Origin of the sequence: Streptomyces roseirectus, assembly GCF_014489635.1 — a bacterium.
GTDB classification, from domain to species: domain Bacteria; phylum Actinomycetota; class Actinomycetes; order Streptomycetales; family Streptomycetaceae; genus Streptomyces; species Streptomyces roseirectus.
The window spans coordinates 6,075,946-6,094,007 of the sequence record NZ_CP060828.1 but is presented as its reverse complement, the minus strand read 5'-3'; the positions used below and the strand labels follow the sequence as shown (position 1 = coordinate 6,094,007).

Here is an 18,062-nt window from a genome sequence, read left to right as displayed (position 1 = left end):
CTGAAATTCGTCGTTCCGGACGACGGGATACAAGACGCCGAATGGACGATTTCCGAACAAAGGCCCATGAGACCTTCAACGCCACCCCAAGAATTCGCCTACCGGACCTCCCATGGGCCCTTGCCCGAAAGCGGGCAGATTTCTTGCGAAACCGGCGGCGGTACCTCAGGATCTACCGGGTGCACGACGAACTCGTTGATCATCTGATGCGGTCCACGCCCCTCCAGCGGGGCGAGGCGCTGCGGGTGATCCAGGACGTGCTCGCCTACTTCGACGAGACGACGGAGCACTACGTCCGTCGCCGCCACCGCGAGCTCCAGGCACAAGGCCTGGTGAACACGGAGATCTTCGAGCGGATCGCGGCGGATCTGAAGTACAGGGCGGTCGCGCCGCCGGAGCTCTCCCTCCGGCAGCTGCGCCGCATGGTCTACGGCTGAGGGATACCTTTTCATATGTGCGGGATCGTCGGATACATCGGCAAGCGTGATGTAGCCCCCCTACTCCTTGAGGGCCTGCAGCGCCTGGAGTACCGGGGGTACGACTCGGCGGGCATCGTGGTCTCCTCCCCCAAGTCCGCCGGCCTGAAGGTCGTCAAGGCCAAGGGCCGGGTCCGGGACCTGGAGGCCAAGGTCCCGGCGCGCTTCAAGGGCACCACCGGCATCGCCCACACCCGCTGGGCCACCCACGGCGCCCCCTCCGACGTGAACGCCCACCCGCACCTGTCGGCCGACCTGAAGGTCGCCGTCGTCCACAACGGCATCATCGACAACGCCTCCGACCTGCGGCGCAAGCTGGAGGCGGACGGCGTCGAGTTCCTGTCGGAGACCGACACCGAGGTCCTGACCCACCTCATCGCCCGCTCGCAGGCCGAGAAGCTGGAGGACAAGGTCCGCGAGGCGCTGCGCCTCGTCGAGGGCACCTACGGCATCGCCGTCATGCACGCCGACTTCTCCGACCGCATCGTCGTCGCCCGCAACGGCTCCCCGGTCGTCCTCGGCATCGGCGAGAAGGAGATGTTCGTCGCCTCGGACATCGCCGCGCTGGTCGCACATACCCGTCAGGTAGTAACGCTGGACGACGGCGAGATGGCCACCCTGAAGGCGGACGACTTCCGTACGTACACCACGGAGGGGACCCGTACTACTTCGGAGCCGACGACCGTGGAGTGGGAGGCCGCCTCCTACGACATGGGTGGCCATGACACCTACATGCACAAGGAGATCCACGAGCAGGCGGACGCCGTCGACCGCGTCCTGCGCGGCCGGATCGACGACCGCTTCTCCACCGTCCACCTCGGCGGCCTCAACCTCGACGCCCGCGAGGCCCGGCAGATCCGGCGCGTGAAGATCCTCGGCTGCGGCACCTCGTACCACGCGGGCATGATCGGCGCCCAGATGATCGAGGAGCTGGCCCGGATCCCCGCCGACGCCGAGCCGGCCTCCGAGTTCCGCTACCGCAACGCGGTCGTCGACCCCGACACCCTCTACATCGCCGTCTCCCAGTCCGGCGAGACGTACGACGTCCTCGCGGCCGTCCAGGAGCTGAAGCGCAAGGGCGCGCGCGTCCTCGGCGTCGTCAACGTGGTCGGCTCGGCGATCGCCCGTGAGGCGGACGGCGGCGTCTACGTCCACGCCGGTCCCGAGGTCTGCGTCGTCTCCACCAAGTGCTTCACGAACACGACGGTGGCGTTCGCGCTGCTGGCCCTGCACCTCGGCCGCACCCGTGACCTGTCGGTGCGCGACGGCAAGCGGATCATCGAGGGGTTGCGCAAACTCCCGGGCCAGATCGCGGAGATCATGGCGAACGAGGCCGAGTACGAGAAGCTGGCGGCCGAGTTGGCGGAGGCCCGCTCGATGCTGTTCATCGGGCGCGTGCGGGGTTACCCGGTCGCCCGCGAGGCGTCCCTCAAGCTGAAGGAGGTCTCCTACATCCACGCCGAGGCGTACCCCGCCTCGGAGTTGAAGCACGGCCCCCTCGCGCTCATCGAGCCCGCCCTGCCGACGGTCGCCATCGTCCCCGACGACGACCTGCTGGAGAAGAACCGCGCCGCCCTGGAGGAGATCAAGGCCCGCAGCGGCAGGATCGTCGCCGTCGCGCACCAGGAGCAGGAGAAGGCCGACCGCACGATCGTCGTCCCCAAGAACGAGCCCGAGCTGGACCCGATCCTCATGGGCATCCCGCTCCAACTCCTCGCGTACTACACGGCGAAGGCGCTGGGCCGTGACATCGACAAGCCGCGGAACCTCGCGAAGTCGGTGACGGTCGAGTAGTCCTCGCCCCCGCCGCAACGGAACGGGCCCCCGGTGATGCCACCTTCACCGGGGGTCCGTTCATGAGTGCCGGGGCCGCCCAACTCCCCGGCGTCGGCTGCCTGTTAGCCGGTGGCCGTCACCCCCCGGCCGGCAGCGCGTCCACGTCCGGGCAGGGCGGTCGGCCAGTGGGCCAGCGCCGCGGTCGCCGCGTACCAGGCGACCGCGCCCGCCGCGACGGCGAACCAGCCGCCCACCTTGGCGAGGGAGTCGTTCCCGGCGAACCGCGAGATGGCCAGCAGGACCAGCGCGACGAGGAACAACCCGTAGGTCCCCTGGGCGAGTTGGTCCCCTCCGGAGACTGTGAGGGACAGGGCGATGAGGGCGAACAGCAGCAGGAACAGCCCCGCCGCGTTGTCGGAGACCTGCCTGTCGGCGGACACGGCCCAGGTGAACCAGAACGCTCCGACGGCCACGAACCCGGTCCCGTTGAGCGTGTCGTGGTCCCGGAAGGCGAAGAGTCCGGCGACGAAGAGGGCGACTCCGCCGATGTAGTGCGCGACGGCGACGGCGTCGGCCGCCGAGACTCCGTCGACGACATCGGCGAACCCGAGCCCGAACGCCAACAGGGTGACGGCGAGGGCGAGTCGGCCGGCGATGGTGGAGGTGCTTCCGCTGATTCCCGCAGAGACGTCGTTGGCCACGGCGGGGCTCCCTTCAAGCATGTGCAGTTGTGCGGTGTGCGTTATATGCCCTTCACAAGGACACAAACACCCGCTACGCACCGGTAGCTTCATGCCCGGCGGAACCTGAGGGAAAAAGGGGGAGCCGGGGAGGAAAGAGGGAGCCTCAACTACCCCTCGGGTACTACGGGATGACCACCACGGGCCGCTGCGCCCGCTTCGCGAGCCGCCCCGCGACCGAGCCGAAGATCCGCCCCACGAGGCCGTGCGTGGAGCCGACGACGATCGCGTCCGCCTCGTACTCCCGCCCCACCTCCTCCAGTTCGTGGCAGATGTCGCCGCCACGCTCGACGAGGATCCACGGCACCTCGGACAGGTAGTCCGCGCAGGCGAGTTCGAGGCCGAGGACTTCGGTGCGGTGGTCCGGGACGTCGACGAAGACCGGGGGTTCACAGCCCGCCCAGACGGTCGTGGGCAGCCGGTTGGCGACGTGGACGATGATCAGGCCGGCGCGGGACCGGTGGGCCATGCCGATGGCGTACGCGAGGGCCCGCTCGCTCGACGTGGAGCCGTCGAAGCCGACGACGACGCCGTGCTTGAAGGCGGGATCGCAGGTGGGGCGTGTTTCTTCCGCCGCCAGGGGCTCGGCCGCCGTGGGGTCGGCGACGGGCCGCTTGCGGTCTGCGGGTTCGAAGAATTCGTGACCGGCCATGGCTGTCTCGGCGAATCGATCCTTGTGTGGGAAGGCGACAGGAACGGCGGAGCTTGTCGGCGGAGCTGTTGTCCGGGAATCATCTTCCCAACCCCATACCCCCAAGGGTACGGCGGCACGCCTCCTCAGCCCATATCCCGCGCCCGTCAGGTGGGGGTTCCAGGGAGCATGCACGAGGTGGCGCCCGTAACGCAATGGTTGCTGCCCCGTACAGGCGGTTTGCACAGGATTCACTGACGCGGCCCCCGCCTCCGAGTGACCGACCGGTCGAACCGGCGTTGATCCCGGTGACCGCCACCCGCCCGGGAGACAGGGAACCACCATGCCCGTACCCCGTAATACCTCCGAGGGACCCCCCGAGTCCGCCGACGACCGGACGACCGATCTCATCCGCTGGGCGGCGTTCTCCTGTCTCCTCGTACCCGTAGTACTCCTTTGGTACGGCACCTCGCTCGGCGGCACCGCCGGCACGGCGCTGGGGCTGGCCGCCGTCACCGCAGTGTGCCGGGTGCTGCTGCGGCAGTCCGAGCGCTGCGAGGCCCGCGTGCTCGCCGAGGAGCGCGCGCCGCACCACCACAGGCGCCCCGCGCGCGCGGGCGCGGGCGCACACCGAGGCGGACGTCACACCGGCGGAAGCTCACCGGTCGGTTGACCGGTTTCCGCGCACAACCACATCGGTTTTCAGCCAACTTCCCGCACCTGTGCATCAGGGCGCCCAAACACCCCCTAACCCCCGTTTGACCTGCACTGAAAGGGTCTCCAGGGCCTCTCACACCCTACGCAGATTGGCCACTGCCAGGAGGCGCACTTCCCTGCGCGTCCCCGTAGTGCAACGCTTCGTGATCGAATGCTTTACGCCAAGTTGCCATGTCGACAATGTGCCGGGTGGAGAACTGGCCACCGCGGCACGGCGCGACACAGTAGATTCGATCTTGACTGTCTACGGCGGGGGACTCGTGCAGGACCGAGGGGAAACGTGCAGGAGCGACACAACCGAGGAGCCGCGACCACCGAGGGGGGCTTAGCAGGATGAGCCACGACTCCACCGCCGCGCCGGAAGCCGCTGTCCGGAAACTGTCCGGCCGCCGCCGCAAGGAGATCGTCGCGGTGCTGCTGTTCAGCGGCGGCCCCATATTCGAGAGTTCCATACCACTGTCGGTGTTCGGCATCGACCGTCAGGACGCCGGTGTACCGCGCTACCGCCTGCTGGTCTGCGCCGGCGAGGACGGCCCGCTGCGGACCACAGGGGGCCTGGAACTCACCGCGCCACACGGGCTGGAGGCGATCTCGCGCGCCGGGACGGTCGTCGTACCGGCCTGGCGCTCGATCACCGCGCCGCCGCCCGAGGAAGCGCTCGACGCGCTGCGCCGGGCGCACGAGGAGGGAGCCCGCATCGTCGGGCTCTGCACAGGCGCCTTCGTCCTCGCGGCCGCCGGGCTGCTGGACGGCCGTCCGGCGACCACCCACTGGATGTACGCGCCGACCCTGGCGAAACGTTATCCGTCGGTGCACGTCGATCCGAGAGAGCTGTTCGTCGACGACGGCGACGTCCTCACGTCCGCCGGCACGGCGGCCGGGATCGACCTGTGCCTCCACATCGTGCGGACGGACCACGGCAACGAGGCGGCCGGCGCGCTCGCCCGCCGGCTCGTCGTCCCGCCGCGCCGCTCGGGCGGTCAGGAGCGCTACCTCGACAGGTCTTTACCAGAGGAGATCGGGGCCGACCCGCTCGCCGAGGTCGTCTCCTGGGCGCTGGAACACCTCCACGAACAGTTCGACGTGGAGACGCTCGCCGCGCGCGCGTACATGAGCCGGCGCACCTTCGACCGCCGGTTCCGCTCGCTGACCGGCAGCGCGCCGTTGCAGTGGCTGATCACCCAGCGGGTGCTCCAGGCGCAGCGGCTGCTGGAGACGTCCGACTACTCGGTGGACGAGGTCGCGGGGCGCTGCGGCTTCCGGTCGCCGGTGGCGCTGCGCGGGCACTTCCGCCGCCAGCTCGGGTCGTCGCCGGCCGCGTACCGGGCCGCCTACCGGGCCCGCCGTCCGCAGGGCGAACGCCCGATGGAGGGTGAGCCGGTGCCGTCCCCGCTGGGGCCGCCCGCTTCCGGGCTGCACCCGGAGGCGCCGGTGCCGCTCCAGGCCCGCCGCACGGCGTCCGTCGGCTCCTCGGCGGCCTCCGCCGGGCTCGCGCCGGAGTACGCCGGGGCGCGGGCGGCTCTGCCGGGGCAGCGCAGCGGAGCGTGAACATACCGATCGGTTGACCGGTCGGTGCCGGGCCCGGAGGGGGTGACCCTTCCGGGCCCGGCGTCGTCCTGCCGTAGGGGGTGGGGGTCCCGTAAGGGTCGGGCGTCCCTGCGGGCGGGGTCCCGCAAGGGGTACCCCTACATCCCTGGTTCCGGGGAGCTGCCCAGGTCGCGGTACACCCGATCGGCGGATGTCAGCCTTAGGGTGGACGCATGAACGATCGCATGGTGTGGATCGACTGCGAGATGACCGGCCTCTCGCTGTCCGACGACGCGCTCATCGAGGTTGCCGCCCTCGTCACCGACTCCGAGCTGAACGTGCTCGGCGAGGGGGTGGACATCGTCGTACGCCCGCCGGACTCGGCGCTGGAGACGATGCCGGACGTGGTGCGTCAGATGCACACCTCGTCGGGGCTGCTGGCCGAGCTGGCGGGCGGTACGACGCTGGCCGAGGCCGAGGAGCAGGTCCTCGCGTACGTCCGTGAGCACGTGAAGGAGCCCGGCAAGGCCCCGCTGTGCGGCAACTCCGTCGGCACCGACCGGGGCTTCCTCTCCCGGGACATGCCGGCGCTGGAGTCCTACCTGCACTACCGCATCGTCGACGTCTCCTCCGTCAAGGAGCTGGCCCGGCGCTGGTACCCGCGCGCGTACTTCAACAGCCCGGAGAAGAACGGCAACCACCGCGCCCTCGCCGACATCCGCGAGTCCATCGCCGAGCTGCGCTACTACCGCGACGCCATCTTCGTCCCCCAGCCCGGTCCCGACTCCGACACCGCGAAGGCGATCGCCGCCCGGCACGTACTTCCCGCGAGTTAGGTCCCTGGTCGGACCCCCGCAGGTCCCCCGGAAGGGGCGCCGCGAAAGCCGTGCGCGAGCACCCCTTCGGACCCTGTACACTTTTTCTCGGCCGGTCGGAAAAGCACAAACTCCAGCGCCGGTCATGGTGGGTATAGCTCAGCTGGTAGAGCACCTGGTTGTGGTCCAGGATGTCGCGGGTTCGAGTCCCGTTACTCACCCTCATCGGACGAGGGCCGATCTGCTCAGGCAGATCGGCCCTCAGTCGTTTCACTACCCTGACCTCTCATGCGTATCGCTCCCCTCGTGACCCTCCGGCTCGATCTCCTCCCCCTTCAGCCCTCCCACGCCCCCGAGATGGCCCTCGTCCTCGCCGATCCGGCGCTGCACGTGTTCATCGGGGGTACCCCTAGTACTCCGGAGGGACTGGCGGCCCGCTACGAACGGCTCACCGCCGGGTCCCCCGATCCCGCCGTGTGCTGGCTCAACTGGGTACTACGGGTACGGGAGAGCGGGGAACTGGCCGGGACCGTCCAGGCGACCGTGACCGGCGACGAGGCCGAGGTCGCCTGGGTGATCGGCACCGGCCTGCAAGGGCGGGGGTACGCCTCGGAGGCGGCCCGGGGGATGGTCGGGTGGCTGCGCCAGGAGGGGGTCCGGACGGTCGTCGCCCACGTCCATCCCGACCACCGGGCGTCGGAACGGGTGGCCGAGGCGGCGGGGCTGACGCGGACCGGTGAATGGCAGGAGGGGGAGGTGCGGTGGCGGCTTCGGGGCGAGGACGGGTGAGCGTGCCGGGGTCAGGTGTGGGTGCCCGGGGCCGTCACCCCGTCGCGCTTCGCCACTCCCCCGCCAACTCACGTACGTCCGCGTACCGTTCCACCGGGTCAGGGCGTGTCGCCTGTTGCACCACCGCCAACTGGCGCTCCGTGCCTCGCCATTCACGTTCCTCGTTCCCCGCGTCCAGCAGCAGGCGTACGGCCCGCCCGAGGACGTACACGGTCGTCCGTGCGTCGATGCGGGCACCCCGGTGCCACTCCTCGGGGGCCATGAAGCGGCGGGAGCCGGGGAGTCGGGCGGTGTCCAGGCGGAACGGGGAGGGGCGGTACTCGTCGAGGTCGATGAGGTGCAGGGCGGCGCGGTCGAAGTCGTAGAGGAGGGCGCCGTCGTACAGGTCCACCGGCTGCCAGCCCGCCGCTTCGACCGCGAGGTGCGCGTCCAGGAGCCGGTCCAGGGCGCGTTGGACCTCCGGCACCGCCAACCGCCGGAACCGCGCGCGGTGTCGGGGGTCGTACAGGAGCCCTCCGTCCCGCCAGGGCATCACCACCGCCGGGCCCAGCCTGTGGAGCTGGGGCACGATCGCGGGGTGCCGGACCTCCTGGTGGAACCGCCATGCCCGAGCCGACGTGCGCGCCGCGTCCGGCGTCTCCGGCGCCTTCACGAACCAGCGTTCCCCGCTGGGCAGCCGTACCCCGTAGGAGACACACCCCGAGTCCTGCTGAGGCGCCCCGAACCGCCGGAACACCTCCCCGATACCCCGGAGGTAGCTCTCCAGAGGGACGGGTATCTCGTCGACGTCCAGGAGGGGGTGCGCAGGCATGCCGGGGAGTGTCGCACCCCGCACCACCCCCGTCCACCGAGAAACTGCCGGGTCGGGGCGGGGGCCGTATGGTCGAGGGAGAGCCGTTCTCGCGTTGGGAGGCTCGCCATGTCGTACCAGGGATGGACCACGCCTACGCCCCCGCCCGCCGCCCGGCGCACACGCCGTAGGCACCGGCCTCGCTGGAGGCCGCTGACCTGGGTGATCCTCGTGTTCAACGCGCTGATGCTGCTGTGGCTGATCGCCGTGATCAGCGCCACCCCGGGGGCCCACGACGACTGCGGGGCCAGCGAGACCTGTCAGGCCGGCACCGAGATCACCGCCGCCGCCGTCTCCCTGGTCACCCTGATCGCCTGGACCGCCGGTGACGTCATCCTCGGCGTCATCTGGCTCGTCACCAACAAAGCCTCCGGCCGCGCCGCACGCCGTCCGGAAGTCCCGCCCCCTCCCCCGTCCCGGCGCTGGTGACCCCCTCAGGACGAGGCTCGTACGACCAGTTCCGTGGCGACCACGATCTGGCGGCGTTCCAGGCCGCGGGAGACCGCGGGGCGGCGGTCGGCGATCTCGGTGAGGAGGAGGTCCAGCATGTGGCGGCCCATCTCCTCGATGGGCTGGCGGACGCTGGTGAGGGGCGGGTCCATGTGGCGGGCGATGGCGGAGTCGTCGTACCCCACGAGAGCTACGTCTTCCGGGATACGGCGGCCGGCCTCGCGCAGGGCCTGGCGCGCGCCGGCCGCCATGACGTCGGACCCGGCGAAGACGGCGTCCAGCAGGGGATTGCGGGACAGCAGGCGCTGGGCCGCGAGGTAGCCGCTCTCCTCCGTGAAGTCCCCGGACTCGATCAGGGGCTCGCGGCCGGCGTCCTCCATGGCCTCCCGGTACCCGTCGATACGCCGCTGCGCGCCGTAGACGTCCGGCATACCGGTGATGTGGGCGATGTGTTCCCGCCCGCGCGAGAGCAAATGCTCCGCGGCGGACCGGCCCCCGCCGTAGTTGTCGGAGTCGACGGACGGCAGCGTCTCCCCGGCGGAGCGCGGACCGCTGATGACGGAGGGGATCTCCAGCTGGGCGAGCAGGTCGGGCAGGGGGTCGTCCGCGTGGACGGAGACGAGCAGGACGCCGTCGACGCGGTGCGCGGCGAGGTACTGCGCGAGCCGCTTCCGCTCCCGGTCGTTGCCCGCGAAGATCAGTAGCAACTGCATCTCGGTGTCGGAGAGTTCGGCGCCGACGCCGCGCAGGATGTCGGAGAAGTAGGGCTCGGAGAAGAACCGCGTCTCCGGCTCGGGGACGACGAGCGCTATCGCGTCGGTGCGGTTCGCGGCGAGCGCGCGGGCGGCGGTGTTGGGGACGTACCCGAGCTCCGCGACGGCGGCCTCGACGGCGGCCCGCGTCGCGTCGCTGACCCGCGGGGAGCCGTTGATGACGCGGGAGACGGTGCCACGGCCGACGCCCGCGCGCGCGGCGACTTCCTCAAGGGTCGGGCGCCCCCCGCTGCGGCCCCGCGCTCCGTGGGTTGCCATGGGCCCCGCCTTCCCTCGATCGCTACGCACTGGCCTGGAATCTAACAGCCCTGTCCTGACATGAAACGGCCCGCTCCGCACGCTCGCCCGCGGAACCCGTCCGGCCGAAAACCGACCTGGCCCGCTTCCAGTTAACGTCCCGATAACTGAACGCATCTCTCCGCGTCGACGCCCTTGACACCCCCGCCGGAACCGACGACTCTTCAACACATCACTTGTGGGAGCGCTCCCACACTACCTGACACATACACATCCCGCACGTTCCCCGCCCGAGCCGCAGCGAGAAAACAACGGGCCCAACCATGCAGTTGGCCGGGGGGTCGGCACGTCAGGGCAACAGGAGGACGCAATGCGAGCACGATCCCGAACCTCCCGTCGGGTGGTGGTCCTGGCGGCTGCCGTGTCGCTGGGCGCCGGGCTGCTGGCCGGCTGTGCCGACGACGGCGACGACAACGCCTCCGGCGACCCGTCGGCGTCGTCGGGCGGCGGCGGTGGCAAGGGGCAGACGACTATCAGCCTCGGTCTCTTCGGTACGCAGGGCTTCAAGCAGGCCGGTCTCTACACCGAGTACGAGAAGCTCCACCCGGAGATCAAGATCCAGGAGAACGTCGTCGAGCGCAACGAGAACTACTACCCGGCGCTCCTCAACCACCTCACCACCAACGCCGGCCTGATGGACGTCCAGGCCATCGAAGTGGGCAACATCGCGGAGATCGTCGCGACGCAGGCGGACAAGTTCGTGGACATCGGCAAGGCCGAGGGAGTCGTCAAGAGCAACTGGCTCGACTGGAAGTGGGCGCAGTCCACGACCAAGGACGGCAAGACGATCGCCCTGGGCACGGACGTCGGCCCGACGGGCATCTGCTACCGCAAGGACCTCTTCCAGGCGGCGGGGCTGCCCACCGACCGCGAGCAGGTCTCCCAGCTGTGGGCCGGGGACTGGAAGAAGGTCATCAGCGTCGGCGAGCGCTACAAGAGCAAGGCGCCGAGCGGGACTTACTTCATGGACTCCCCCGGTGGCCTGTTCAACTCCATCATGGGCAGCGAGGAGCAGAAGTACTACGACAAGGACGGCGAGGTCATCTACAAGAGCAACCCCAAGGTGCGGGCGGCGTTCGACATCGCCGGTGAGGCCGCCCAGAAGGGCCTGGTCCAGCCGGTGACGCAGTTCCAGACCGGGTGGGACCAGAGCATCGCCAACAACAAGTTCGCCGCGGTCACCTGCCCGCCGTGGATGCTCGGCTACCTGAAGGACAAGTCGAAGCCCGAGGCGGTCGGCAAGTGGGACGTCGCCCAGGCGCCGAAGGCGGGTAACTGGGGCGGCACGTTCCTCGGCGTCCCGAAGGCCAGCAAGCACGTCAAGGAGGCCGAGGCGCTGGTGACCTGGCTGACCCAGCCCGCGCAGCTCGCCAAGCTCTTCGCCGTCCAGGGCAGCGTCCCGAGCACGCCCGCCGCGTACACGCTGCCCCAAGTCACCGCCGGCAAGAACGACATGACCGGTGACGCCCCGATCGGCCAGATCTTCACCCAGGCCGCCAAGAACATCCCGGTCCAGCCGATCGGCCCGAAGGACCAGATCATCCAGCAGGGCATGACCGACAACGGCGTGTTCCTGGTGACGAAGGGCAAGTCCATCCAGGAGGCGTGGGACAACGCCACCAAGACCATCGACAACAACCTGGACAAGTGACCCGCATGGCCAGTCACGACACCGCCGCGCCCCCCTCGAAGGGGGGCGCGGCCCCGGGCCGCCCCGCGCCCGGACAGCCGTCCGAGGCGGAGCAGCGGCGCCGGGCCCGGCTCTCGCGCCGCTGGCAGCGGGACATCAAGTGGAGCCCGTACGCGTTCGTCTCGCCGTTCTTCCTGCTCTTCCTGGCCTTCGGGCTGTTCCCGCTGGTCTACACCGGCTGGGCCTCGCTGCACCAGGTGGAGCTGACCGCGCCCACCGACATGAAGTGGGTGGGGCTGCGCAACTACACGCGGATCTTCGACGACGACTTCTTCTGGAACGCGGCGAAGAACACGCTGACGATCGGGATCATCTCGACCGTGCCGCAGCTGCTGATGGCGCTGGGCATCGCGCACATCCTCAACTACCGTCTGCGCGCCTCGACTTTCTACCGGGTCGTGATCCTCGCGCCGTACGCGACGTCGATCGCCGCCGCCGCGCTCGTCTTCGTGCTGCTCTTCGGGCACGACTACGGGATGATCAACTGGGGCCTGGACCTTGTGGGGTTGGGCCCGGTCGACTGGCAGAACGACAAGTGGTCCTCGCAGATCGCCGTTTCGACGATCATCATCTGGCGGTGGACCGGCTACAACGCGCTGATCTACCTCGCGGCGATGCAGGCCATCCCCAACGACCTGTACGAATCAGCCGCGTTGGACGGGGCGAGCCGCTGGCAGCAGTTCATCCACGTCACGCTGCCGTCGCTGCGGCCGACGATCCTGTTCACGGTCGTCGTCTCCACGATCGGCGCGAGCCAGGTCTTCGGTGAGCCCCTGCTGTTCGACCCGAACACGGGCGCGTCCGGCGGCGGCGAGCACCAGTACCAGACGCTCGGCCTCTACCTGTACGAACAGGGCTGGGTGAACCAGCACTTGGGCCGCGCCTCGGCGATCGCCTGGACGATGTTCCTGATCCTCATCGTGATCGGCATCGTGAACTACGTCATCTCGCGCCGCCTGCGCTCCAGCAGTGGCAGTTAGGAGTACGACGGTGACGACGACGTTGCCCAAACCCGCGCCGGAGGAGACGGCGCCGAAACGCACGCGCCGCCGGCTGTCCAAGTCGGGCCGCGCGGGCGGGCAGTTGCACGGCGGCCCGATCGCCTACATCGTCCTCGGGCTGTTCACGTTCGGCTCGCTGGGCCCGTTGGTGTGGTCGGCGATCGCCGCCTCCCGCGACACCAACCGGCTGGCCCAGACGCCGCCCCCGTTCTGGTTCGGCTCCAACCTCTTCAAGAACCTCGACAAGGCGTGGACGGACGCCAACCTCGGCAAGGCGTTCCTCAACACCACGATCGTGGCCGGGATTTCGTCGATCACCATCGTGATCCTGTCCACGATCGCCGGGTTCGCCTTCGCCAAACTCCGGTTCCGGGGGCGGGGCGCGCTGATGCTGATCGTGGTCGGCACGATGATGGTTCCGCCCCAACTCAGCATCATCCCGCTCTACATGATGGTCGCCGAGCTGGAGTGGACCGACCAGCTCCAGTCCGTCATCCTGCCGTCGCTGGTGAGCGCCTTCGGGGTGTTCTTCATGCGGCAGTACCTGATCCAGGCGCTGCCCGACGAACTCATCGAGGCCGCCCGCGTGGACGGGGCGAGCAGTTGGCGGGTGCTGTGGCACGTCGTGTTCCCCGCCGCGCGGCCGGCCATGGCCGTCCTCGGGATGCTGACGTTCGTGCAGTCCTGGAACGACTTCCTGTGGCCGTTCCTCGTCCTGACCCAGACCGGGAACCCGACGGTCCAGGTCGCGCTGGCCGGCCTCGGCCGCGGCTACACCCCCGACCAGTCCCTCATCATGGCCGGCGCCTTCCTCGGCACCGTTCCCCTCCTCATCGTCTTCGCCCTGTTCGGCAAGCAGATCGTGGGCGGGATCATGCAGGGGGCGGTCAAGGGCTGAGTTTCCGCCCGGAGTTCGGGTACGGCCGCCTCCCGCCGGGCAGGACAGGGGGAGGACCGCCGCACAGGGCGGGTGCGCGACCGGGCGGACGTCCGGACGACGCCACCGGGAGCCGGGTCATCGTCGCCCCGGCTCCGCGCCCGGCCCGACTCCGCAGCGGGCGTGGGGTGTTGGTGCCCATCGGTTCAACTCCCTCGCATGTGCGGCGGGATTGACGCCGGTCGGATCAATTCCCCTGCTGAAGCCGGGGGTTGACGCCGGTCAGCTCGACTCCGCCGCCCTCACGGTGTGTTGAGTGCCGTGCGGTCAACTCCCCTTGTCTCCCATGTCCCATCGACCCCGATCCGTACGACTCCCGCGCCTCGTCCCCCACTTCACACCTTCGCAGGCTCACCCTCACCCCATCCCCCCTCCACTCTCCGTCGGTCTCGACGACCACCTATGGGAGCGCTTCCATGTCTGAGCCCATTACACCTGTCACCTTCCCCTCCACCTTCCTCTGGGGCGCCGCGACCTCCGCGTACCAGATCGAGGGGGCGGTGCGGGAAGGCGGCCGAACCCCCTCGATCTGGGACACCTTCAGCCACACGCCGGGGAAGACCGCCGCCGGCGAGACCGGTGACATCGCTGTCGACCACTACCACCGCTACCGCGACGACGTGGCACTGATGGCGGACATGGGGCTGAACGCGTACCGGTTCTCGGTCTCCTGGTCACGGGTGCAGCCGACCGGGCGCGGGCCCGCCGTCCAGGTCGGCCTGGACTTCTACCGGCGGCTCGTGGACGAGCTGCTCGCGGCCGGGATCAAGCCGGCGCTCACGCTCTACCACTGGGACCTGCCGCAGGAGCTGGAGGACGCGGGCGGCTGGCCGGCGCGGGACACGGCGCTGCGGTTCGCGGAGTACGCCCAGATCGTCGGCGAGGCGCTGGGCGACCGGGTGGAGCACTGGATCACCCTCAACGAGCCCTGGTGCAGCGCCTTCCTCGGCTACGGCTCCGGGGTCCACGCGCCGGGGCGGACCGACGCGGTGGCCTCGCTGAAGGCGGCCCACCATCTCAACCTGGGCCACGGGCTGGCCACTTCGGCGCTGCGGTCGGTGATGCCGGCCCGCAACTCGGTGGCCATCAGCCTCAACTCCCATGTCCTGCGGGCCCTTTCCCAGGACCCGGCCGACCTCGAGGCCGTCCGCAAGATCGACGACCTCGCCAACGGGTCCTTCCACGGGCCGATCCTGCACGGGGCGTACCCGGAGACGCTGCTGGCGTCGACGTCGTCCCTCACGGACTGGTCGTTCGTGCAGGACGGTGATCTGCGCACCGCGAACCAGCCGTTGGACGCGCTCGGGCTCAACTACTACGCGCCGACGCTGGTTTCGGCGGGCGGGGCGGGAGCCAAGGGGCAGGGCGCCGACGGGCACGGGGCCAGCACGCACTCGCCCTGGCCGGGCGCCGACGACGTCGCCTTCCACCAGACTCCGGGCGAGCGGACGGAGATGGGCTGGACGATCGACGCGAGCGGGCTGCACGAGCTGATCATGCGCTACACCCGTGAGGCGCCGGGTCTCCCCCTCTACATCACCGAGAACGGCGCCGCCTACGACGACAAGCCCGATCCCGACGGGCGCGTCCACGACCCCGAGCGGATCTCCTACCTCCACGCCCACCTCGCCGCGATCCGCCACGCCCTCGCCGACGGGGCCGATGTCCGCGGGTACTTCCTGTGGTCGCTCCTGGACAACTTCGAGTGGTCGTACGGGTACGGGAAGCGGTTCGGGGCGGTGTACGTGGACTACGGGACGCTGGCTCGGACGCTGAAGTCGAGCGCGCGGTGGTACGGGCAGGTGGCTCGGACGGGGGTTCTGCCGGGGGTGGAGGGGGAGCGGGGGTTGTAAGGGGGGCTGGGGCCTCGGGAGGTAGGGGGTCTAAGGGGCCTGGAGGTAGGGGACCTCGGGGCTCCGGGAAGTAGGGGGCCTCGGGGTATGGGTGCCGGGGGTCGCTCGGGCGGGGGTTGGAGGTTCCGCTCGGGCGGGGGCGCTGTGGGGGGCGAGGCTCGGGGGTTCCGCTCGGGTGGGGGCTCTGCGGGGGTGGGGGCGAAGTCGCTCACGCCGTCGCCGGGGCTTCGCTCGGGCGGGGCGGCGCCTGGCGGGGCGGCTGGGGCTCGTCCGGTGAGGATCGGCCTGTGGCTCGCTCGGCCGGGGTCTGCCGAGGGCGAGCTGGGTTCGGCTGTGGCTGGGGCGGGGCTCTCCTGGCGGAGGGCTTGCCCGGCGGGCCTTGCCCGACAGGGCTCGCCTGGCGAGGTCTGGACGAGCGGGGCTCGCTCGACGGGGGCTGGTCGGCTGGGGTCGGCCGGGGAACTCACCGGGTGGGGCTCGGGCGGGGTTCGGGCGGTGGGGGGCGCTCGCTCGGGCCGGGCCCGGGGGTGGGGCGGAAGTACTACGGGTACTCGGGGTGCGGCACGTGGAGGGGGCGTGCCGCACCTCGTCCGGGTCGGTCCGGCGGGGGCGGGCTCGTGCGGGGCGGTCTGGTGCGGGGCCGGTGTTGTGCGGGGCGTGCTCGCGGAGTCCCTCGGTCGGTGGCGGTGGCGGGCTCGTGTGGGGTGTGGGCTAGTGGAAGACCGATGCCGGTGGGGCCGGGGACGGGGTTGCCGAGGCGTCTGTGACCGGGGTCGCGCCGCCGGTGAAGTCCGTGAGGGCGCGGCCGTGTTCGATGCGGACGGGGTGGGGGTCGGAGGCGGCTCGGCGGGTCAGTTCGGGGACCGGCAGGGGCGCGTCGGAGGCGACCAGGACGGCGTTGCCGAAGCGGCGGCCTCGCAGGACCGTGGGGTCGGCGAGGAGCGCGAGGTGGGGGAAGCGGGCGGCGGCGGTGGCGATCTGGGCGCGCAGGTACGTGAGCGGCGGGCCGTCGGCGAGGTTCGCGGCGTAGACGGCGTTCGGTGCCAGCGTGCGGCGGACGTCGTCCAGGAACTCCGTCGACGTCAGGTGCGCCGGGGTGCGCGCGCCGCTGAAGACGTCGGCGATCACCAGGTCCGCCCATCCGTCGGGGACCTTCGCCAGGCCCTCGCGCGCGTCGGTGGACCGGACGCGGATCCGTGCGGCCGGGTCCAGGGGCAGTTCCCTGCGCACGAACTGGACGAGGCGCGCGTCCCGCTCGACGACCTGCTGGGTGGAGCGGGGCCGGGTCGCGGCGACGTACCGCGCGAGCGTGAACCCGCCGCCGCCCAGGTGCACAGCGTGGATCGGCTTCCCCTTCGGCGCGACGAGGTCGATCACATGACCGAGCCTGCGCTGGTACTCGAACGACAGGAACCCCGGGTCGTCGAGGTCCACGTGCGACTGCGGCGCCCCGTCGACCAGCAGCGTCCACGCCCGCGTCCGGTCCCGGTCGGGCACGAGCCGCGCCGTCCCGCCGTCGACCTCCTCGGCGACCCCCTCGCCGTCCCCCCGCCTGCCGCTCCGCTCCTTCGCCATGCCCCCATCCTCGCAGGCCCCACCGACAACGCCCGACCTGCCGAGGTCTGCGCACCGGCGAGAAGGGCTCGCGCCCACGGGCCGACGGGCCGGCGCTGAGGCACTGCCGACGCCCTCGCCCCGCCACGGGCCTCTGGGGGAGGCCACCGGCGCCTCCCGCCCAGGCCGGCGGACGGGCCTCGGCGCACTCCGACGTCCATGCCGGACCGGCCCACGCGCAGGCGGCAAGGACAGTGTTGACGGCGCCGTCGGGGCCGAGGAGGGACCGGCCCCGCGCGGGCGGTAAGGCACCGGACCTCGCGGCATCCCGGGCGGCCGTCCGAGGGACAGCGGTCGTGCACGCGGGACTGCGTCCGCCGGACCGGAGGGGTGCGGGGCGAGTGCAGTCGTCCCCGTCAACGCACGCGTGGGGCTGCAGCCGAAAGGGACGGGGCACCGAGGCGGCCGGGGGCCCTGTCACGCACGTGGGTCTGTGGGTCGGGCACGCTGCCGGCCTTCGTCGCGATGAGGCCCTGTCGCGCGCGTGGGTCTGCGGGGTTACGCCGCACTCGGCCCACATCGCCGGGCCCGTGCCCGTGAGACAGCCGAGGCTCTTCGTCGCACGCGCGTGGGGGCACCGACCCCGGCGTCCCCGATGCCCTTGGCGAGCCCCCCGTCGTCGCGCACGCGCGCGAGGGCACCGCCAGCGCTCGGCGTCCAGCGCCCGGCGGAGAGGCGGGGGGCGACACGGGGCGATCGCCACGCACACGCGCGGGTGGGCCGGGCCGACGTCGAACTCACCCTCGACAACGGGCGGTCGCCGCGCGCACGCGCGGGTGGCCTCGCGGGCCCATGCGATGGCGGCCTCGTTGTGCGGTCGCGAGCACGCGCGCAGGGACACACGTGGTGCTCGCGATCCAGACCAGGGACCAGTTCGGTCGCGCACACGCGCGCGTGGACCACCATCTGCGCCGTCCCGCTGTCGCCTCGCACGCGCGCGGCACGAGGAGTTGACCGACGCCGACCTCGGCGATCTCACGGCGGTCCGGCTGTCGCCCCGCGTACGCGCGCGGCGCCGCTCAGCGGACGGCGTCTCGGCGAATCGTTCCGGCTGTGTCTGGCGCACGCGCGAAGAGCCTCGGCGCTGGTGCGCGGTGTCCCCTGCCCGCGTCCGGTGGGTCCGCGT

Annotated in this window: 16 protein-coding genes and 1 tRNA gene; 12 read left to right on the top strand and 5 right to left on the bottom strand. The window is 70.9% G+C overall.

The genetic code is table 11. The annotated features are described in order from the left end of the window. Nucleotides 1-179: 179 nt before the first annotated feature. Nucleotides 180-437, top strand: a complete 258-nt coding sequence (locus IAG44_RS26015) for a hypothetical protein (RefSeq protein ID WP_187749490.1) — start codon at nucleotides 180-182, stop codon at nucleotides 435-437. 15 nt (nucleotides 438-452) lie between these two features. Beyond that, nucleotides 453-2,270: a glutamine--fructose-6-phosphate transaminase (isomerizing) gene (glmS, locus tag IAG44_RS26010; RefSeq protein ID WP_187749489.1), complete on the top strand. Its 1,818-nt coding sequence runs from the start codon at nucleotides 453-455 to the stop codon at nucleotides 2,268-2,270. 104 nt (nucleotides 2,271-2,374) lie between these two features. On the opposite strand, the gene IAG44_RS26005 is transcribed toward glmS, so the two are convergent. Then, complete coding sequence (locus IAG44_RS26005) at nucleotides 2,375-2,953, bottom strand: GPR1/FUN34/YaaH family transporter (protein WP_187749488.1); 579 nt, start codon at nucleotides 2,951-2,953, stop codon at nucleotides 2,375-2,377. 163 nt (nucleotides 2,954-3,116) lie between these two features. Continuing rightward, on the bottom strand, nucleotides 3,117-3,644 hold the full coding sequence (locus tag IAG44_RS26000) for a universal stress protein (protein WP_187749487.1): 528 nt from the start codon (nucleotides 3,642-3,644) through the stop codon (nucleotides 3,117-3,119). Nucleotides 3,645-3,966: 322 nt separating this feature from the next. On the opposite strand from IAG44_RS26000, the gene IAG44_RS25995 reads away from it, so the two are divergent. The 5 genes from IAG44_RS25995 to IAG44_RS25975 all read left to right on the top strand — a co-directional run bounded on the left by IAG44_RS25995 (nucleotide 3,967) and on the right by IAG44_RS25975 (nucleotide 7,471). Next, the gene (locus IAG44_RS25995; RefSeq protein WP_187749486.1) at nucleotides 3,967-4,296 is read left to right on the top strand and encodes a hypothetical protein; all 330 of its coding nucleotides are present in this window, start codon (nucleotides 3,967-3,969) and stop codon (nucleotides 4,294-4,296) included. A 377-nt stretch (nucleotides 4,297-4,673) separates the two neighbouring features. Continuing rightward, nucleotides 4,674-5,888, top strand: coding sequence for a helix-turn-helix domain-containing protein (locus IAG44_RS25990; protein ID WP_187749485.1), 1,215 nt, complete (start codon nucleotides 4,674-4,676; stop codon nucleotides 5,886-5,888). A 212-nt stretch (nucleotides 5,889-6,100) separates the two neighbouring features. Beyond that, nucleotides 6,101-6,703: an oligoribonuclease gene (orn, locus tag IAG44_RS25985; protein WP_187749484.1), complete on the top strand. Its 603-nt coding sequence runs from the start codon at nucleotides 6,101-6,103 to the stop codon at nucleotides 6,701-6,703. Between the two features lie 127 nt (nucleotides 6,704-6,830). Beyond that, nucleotides 6,831-6,903: transfer RNA gene (locus IAG44_RS25980), tRNA-His, on the top strand. Nucleotides 6,904-6,970: 67 nt separating this feature from the next. Next, nucleotides 6,971-7,471, top strand: coding sequence for a GNAT family N-acetyltransferase (locus IAG44_RS25975; protein WP_187749483.1), 501 nt, complete (start codon nucleotides 6,971-6,973; stop codon nucleotides 7,469-7,471). A gap of 34 nt (nucleotides 7,472-7,505) precedes the next feature. Here IAG44_RS25975 and IAG44_RS25970 read toward each other — a convergent pair whose 3' ends face one another. Beyond that, complete coding sequence (locus tag IAG44_RS25970; protein ID WP_187749482.1) at nucleotides 7,506-8,282, bottom strand: serine/threonine-protein kinase; 777 nt, start codon at nucleotides 8,280-8,282, stop codon at nucleotides 7,506-7,508. A 201-nt stretch (nucleotides 8,283-8,483) separates the two neighbouring features. On the opposite strand from IAG44_RS25970, the gene IAG44_RS25965 reads away from it, so the two are divergent. Further along, entirely contained in the window at nucleotides 8,484-8,750 is a 267-nt protein-coding gene (locus IAG44_RS25965) for a hypothetical protein (protein ID WP_187749481.1), read from the top strand. A 5-nt stretch (nucleotides 8,751-8,755) separates the two neighbouring features. On the opposite strand, the gene IAG44_RS25960 is transcribed toward IAG44_RS25965, so the two are convergent. Continuing rightward, the gene (locus IAG44_RS25960; protein ID WP_187749480.1) at nucleotides 8,756-9,802 is read right to left on the bottom strand and encodes a LacI family DNA-binding transcriptional regulator; all 1,047 of its coding nucleotides are present in this window, start codon (nucleotides 9,800-9,802) and stop codon (nucleotides 8,756-8,758) included. A gap of 349 nt (nucleotides 9,803-10,151) precedes the next feature. On the opposite strand from IAG44_RS25960, the gene IAG44_RS25955 reads away from it, so the two are divergent. The 4 genes from IAG44_RS25955 to IAG44_RS25940 all read left to right on the top strand — a co-directional run bounded on the left by IAG44_RS25955 (nucleotide 10,152) and on the right by IAG44_RS25940 (nucleotide 15,322). After that, nucleotides 10,152-11,492: an ABC transporter substrate-binding protein gene (locus IAG44_RS25955; protein ID WP_187749479.1), complete on the top strand. Its 1,341-nt coding sequence runs from the start codon at nucleotides 10,152-10,154 to the stop codon at nucleotides 11,490-11,492. Between the two features lie 5 nt (nucleotides 11,493-11,497). Continuing rightward, nucleotides 11,498-12,511 (top strand): carbohydrate ABC transporter permease, encoded by a 1,014-nt coding sequence (locus IAG44_RS25950; RefSeq protein WP_187749478.1) that lies wholly within the window; start codon nucleotides 11,498-11,500, stop codon nucleotides 12,509-12,511. A 10-nt stretch (nucleotides 12,512-12,521) separates the two neighbouring features. Then, nucleotides 12,522-13,430, top strand: coding sequence for a carbohydrate ABC transporter permease (locus IAG44_RS25945; protein WP_187749477.1), 909 nt, complete (start codon nucleotides 12,522-12,524; stop codon nucleotides 13,428-13,430). Between the two features lie 455 nt (nucleotides 13,431-13,885). Continuing rightward, a complete protein-coding gene (locus IAG44_RS25940; RefSeq protein WP_187749476.1) occupies nucleotides 13,886-15,322 on the top strand; it encodes a GH1 family beta-glucosidase in 1,437 nt (478 codons plus the stop codon). 711 nt (nucleotides 15,323-16,033) lie between these two features. On the opposite strand, the gene IAG44_RS25935 is transcribed toward IAG44_RS25940, so the two are convergent. Beyond that, on the bottom strand, nucleotides 16,034-16,897 hold the full coding sequence (locus IAG44_RS25935; RefSeq protein WP_187749475.1) for a spermidine synthase: 864 nt from the start codon (nucleotides 16,895-16,897) through the stop codon (nucleotides 16,034-16,036). Nucleotides 16,898-18,062 lie beyond the last annotated feature (1,165 nt).

Excerpts from the sequence above, each read along its gene's own strand:
- orn (WP_187749484.1), top strand. The coding sequence starts at position 6,101 with ATGAACGATCGCATGGTGTGGATCGACTGCGAGATGACCGGCCTCTCG.
- glmS (WP_187749489.1), top strand. The coding sequence starts at position 453 with ATGTGCGGGATCGTCGGATACATCGGCAAGCGTGATGTAGCCCCCCTA.
- IAG44_RS25960 (WP_187749480.1), bottom strand. The coding sequence starts at position 9,802 with ATGGCAACCCACGGAGCGCGGGGCCGCAGCGGGGGGCGCCCGACCCTT.
- IAG44_RS25975 (WP_187749483.1), top strand. The coding sequence starts at position 6,971 with ATGCGTATCGCTCCCCTCGTGACCCTCCGGCTCGATCTCCTCCCCCTT.
- IAG44_RS26000 (WP_187749487.1), bottom strand. The coding sequence starts at position 3,644 with ATGGCCGGTCACGAATTCTTCGAACCCGCAGACCGCAAGCGGCCCGTC.
- IAG44_RS25970 (WP_187749482.1), bottom strand. The coding sequence starts at position 8,282 with ATGCCTGCGCACCCCCTCCTGGACGTCGACGAGATACCCGTCCCTCTG.
- IAG44_RS25990 (WP_187749485.1), top strand. The coding sequence starts at position 4,674 with ATGAGCCACGACTCCACCGCCGCGCCGGAAGCCGCTGTCCGGAAACTG.
- IAG44_RS25955 (WP_187749479.1), top strand. The coding sequence starts at position 10,152 with ATGCGAGCACGATCCCGAACCTCCCGTCGGGTGGTGGTCCTGGCGGCT.
- IAG44_RS25995 (WP_187749486.1), top strand. The coding sequence starts at position 3,967 with ATGCCCGTACCCCGTAATACCTCCGAGGGACCCCCCGAGTCCGCCGAC.
- IAG44_RS25935 (WP_187749475.1), bottom strand. The coding sequence starts at position 16,897 with ATGGCGAAGGAGCGGAGCGGCAGGCGGGGGGACGGCGAGGGGGTCGCC.
- IAG44_RS25950 (WP_187749478.1), top strand. The coding sequence starts at position 11,498 with ATGGCCAGTCACGACACCGCCGCGCCCCCCTCGAAGGGGGGCGCGGCC.
- IAG44_RS25940 (WP_187749476.1), top strand. The coding sequence starts at position 13,886 with ATGTCTGAGCCCATTACACCTGTCACCTTCCCCTCCACCTTCCTCTGG.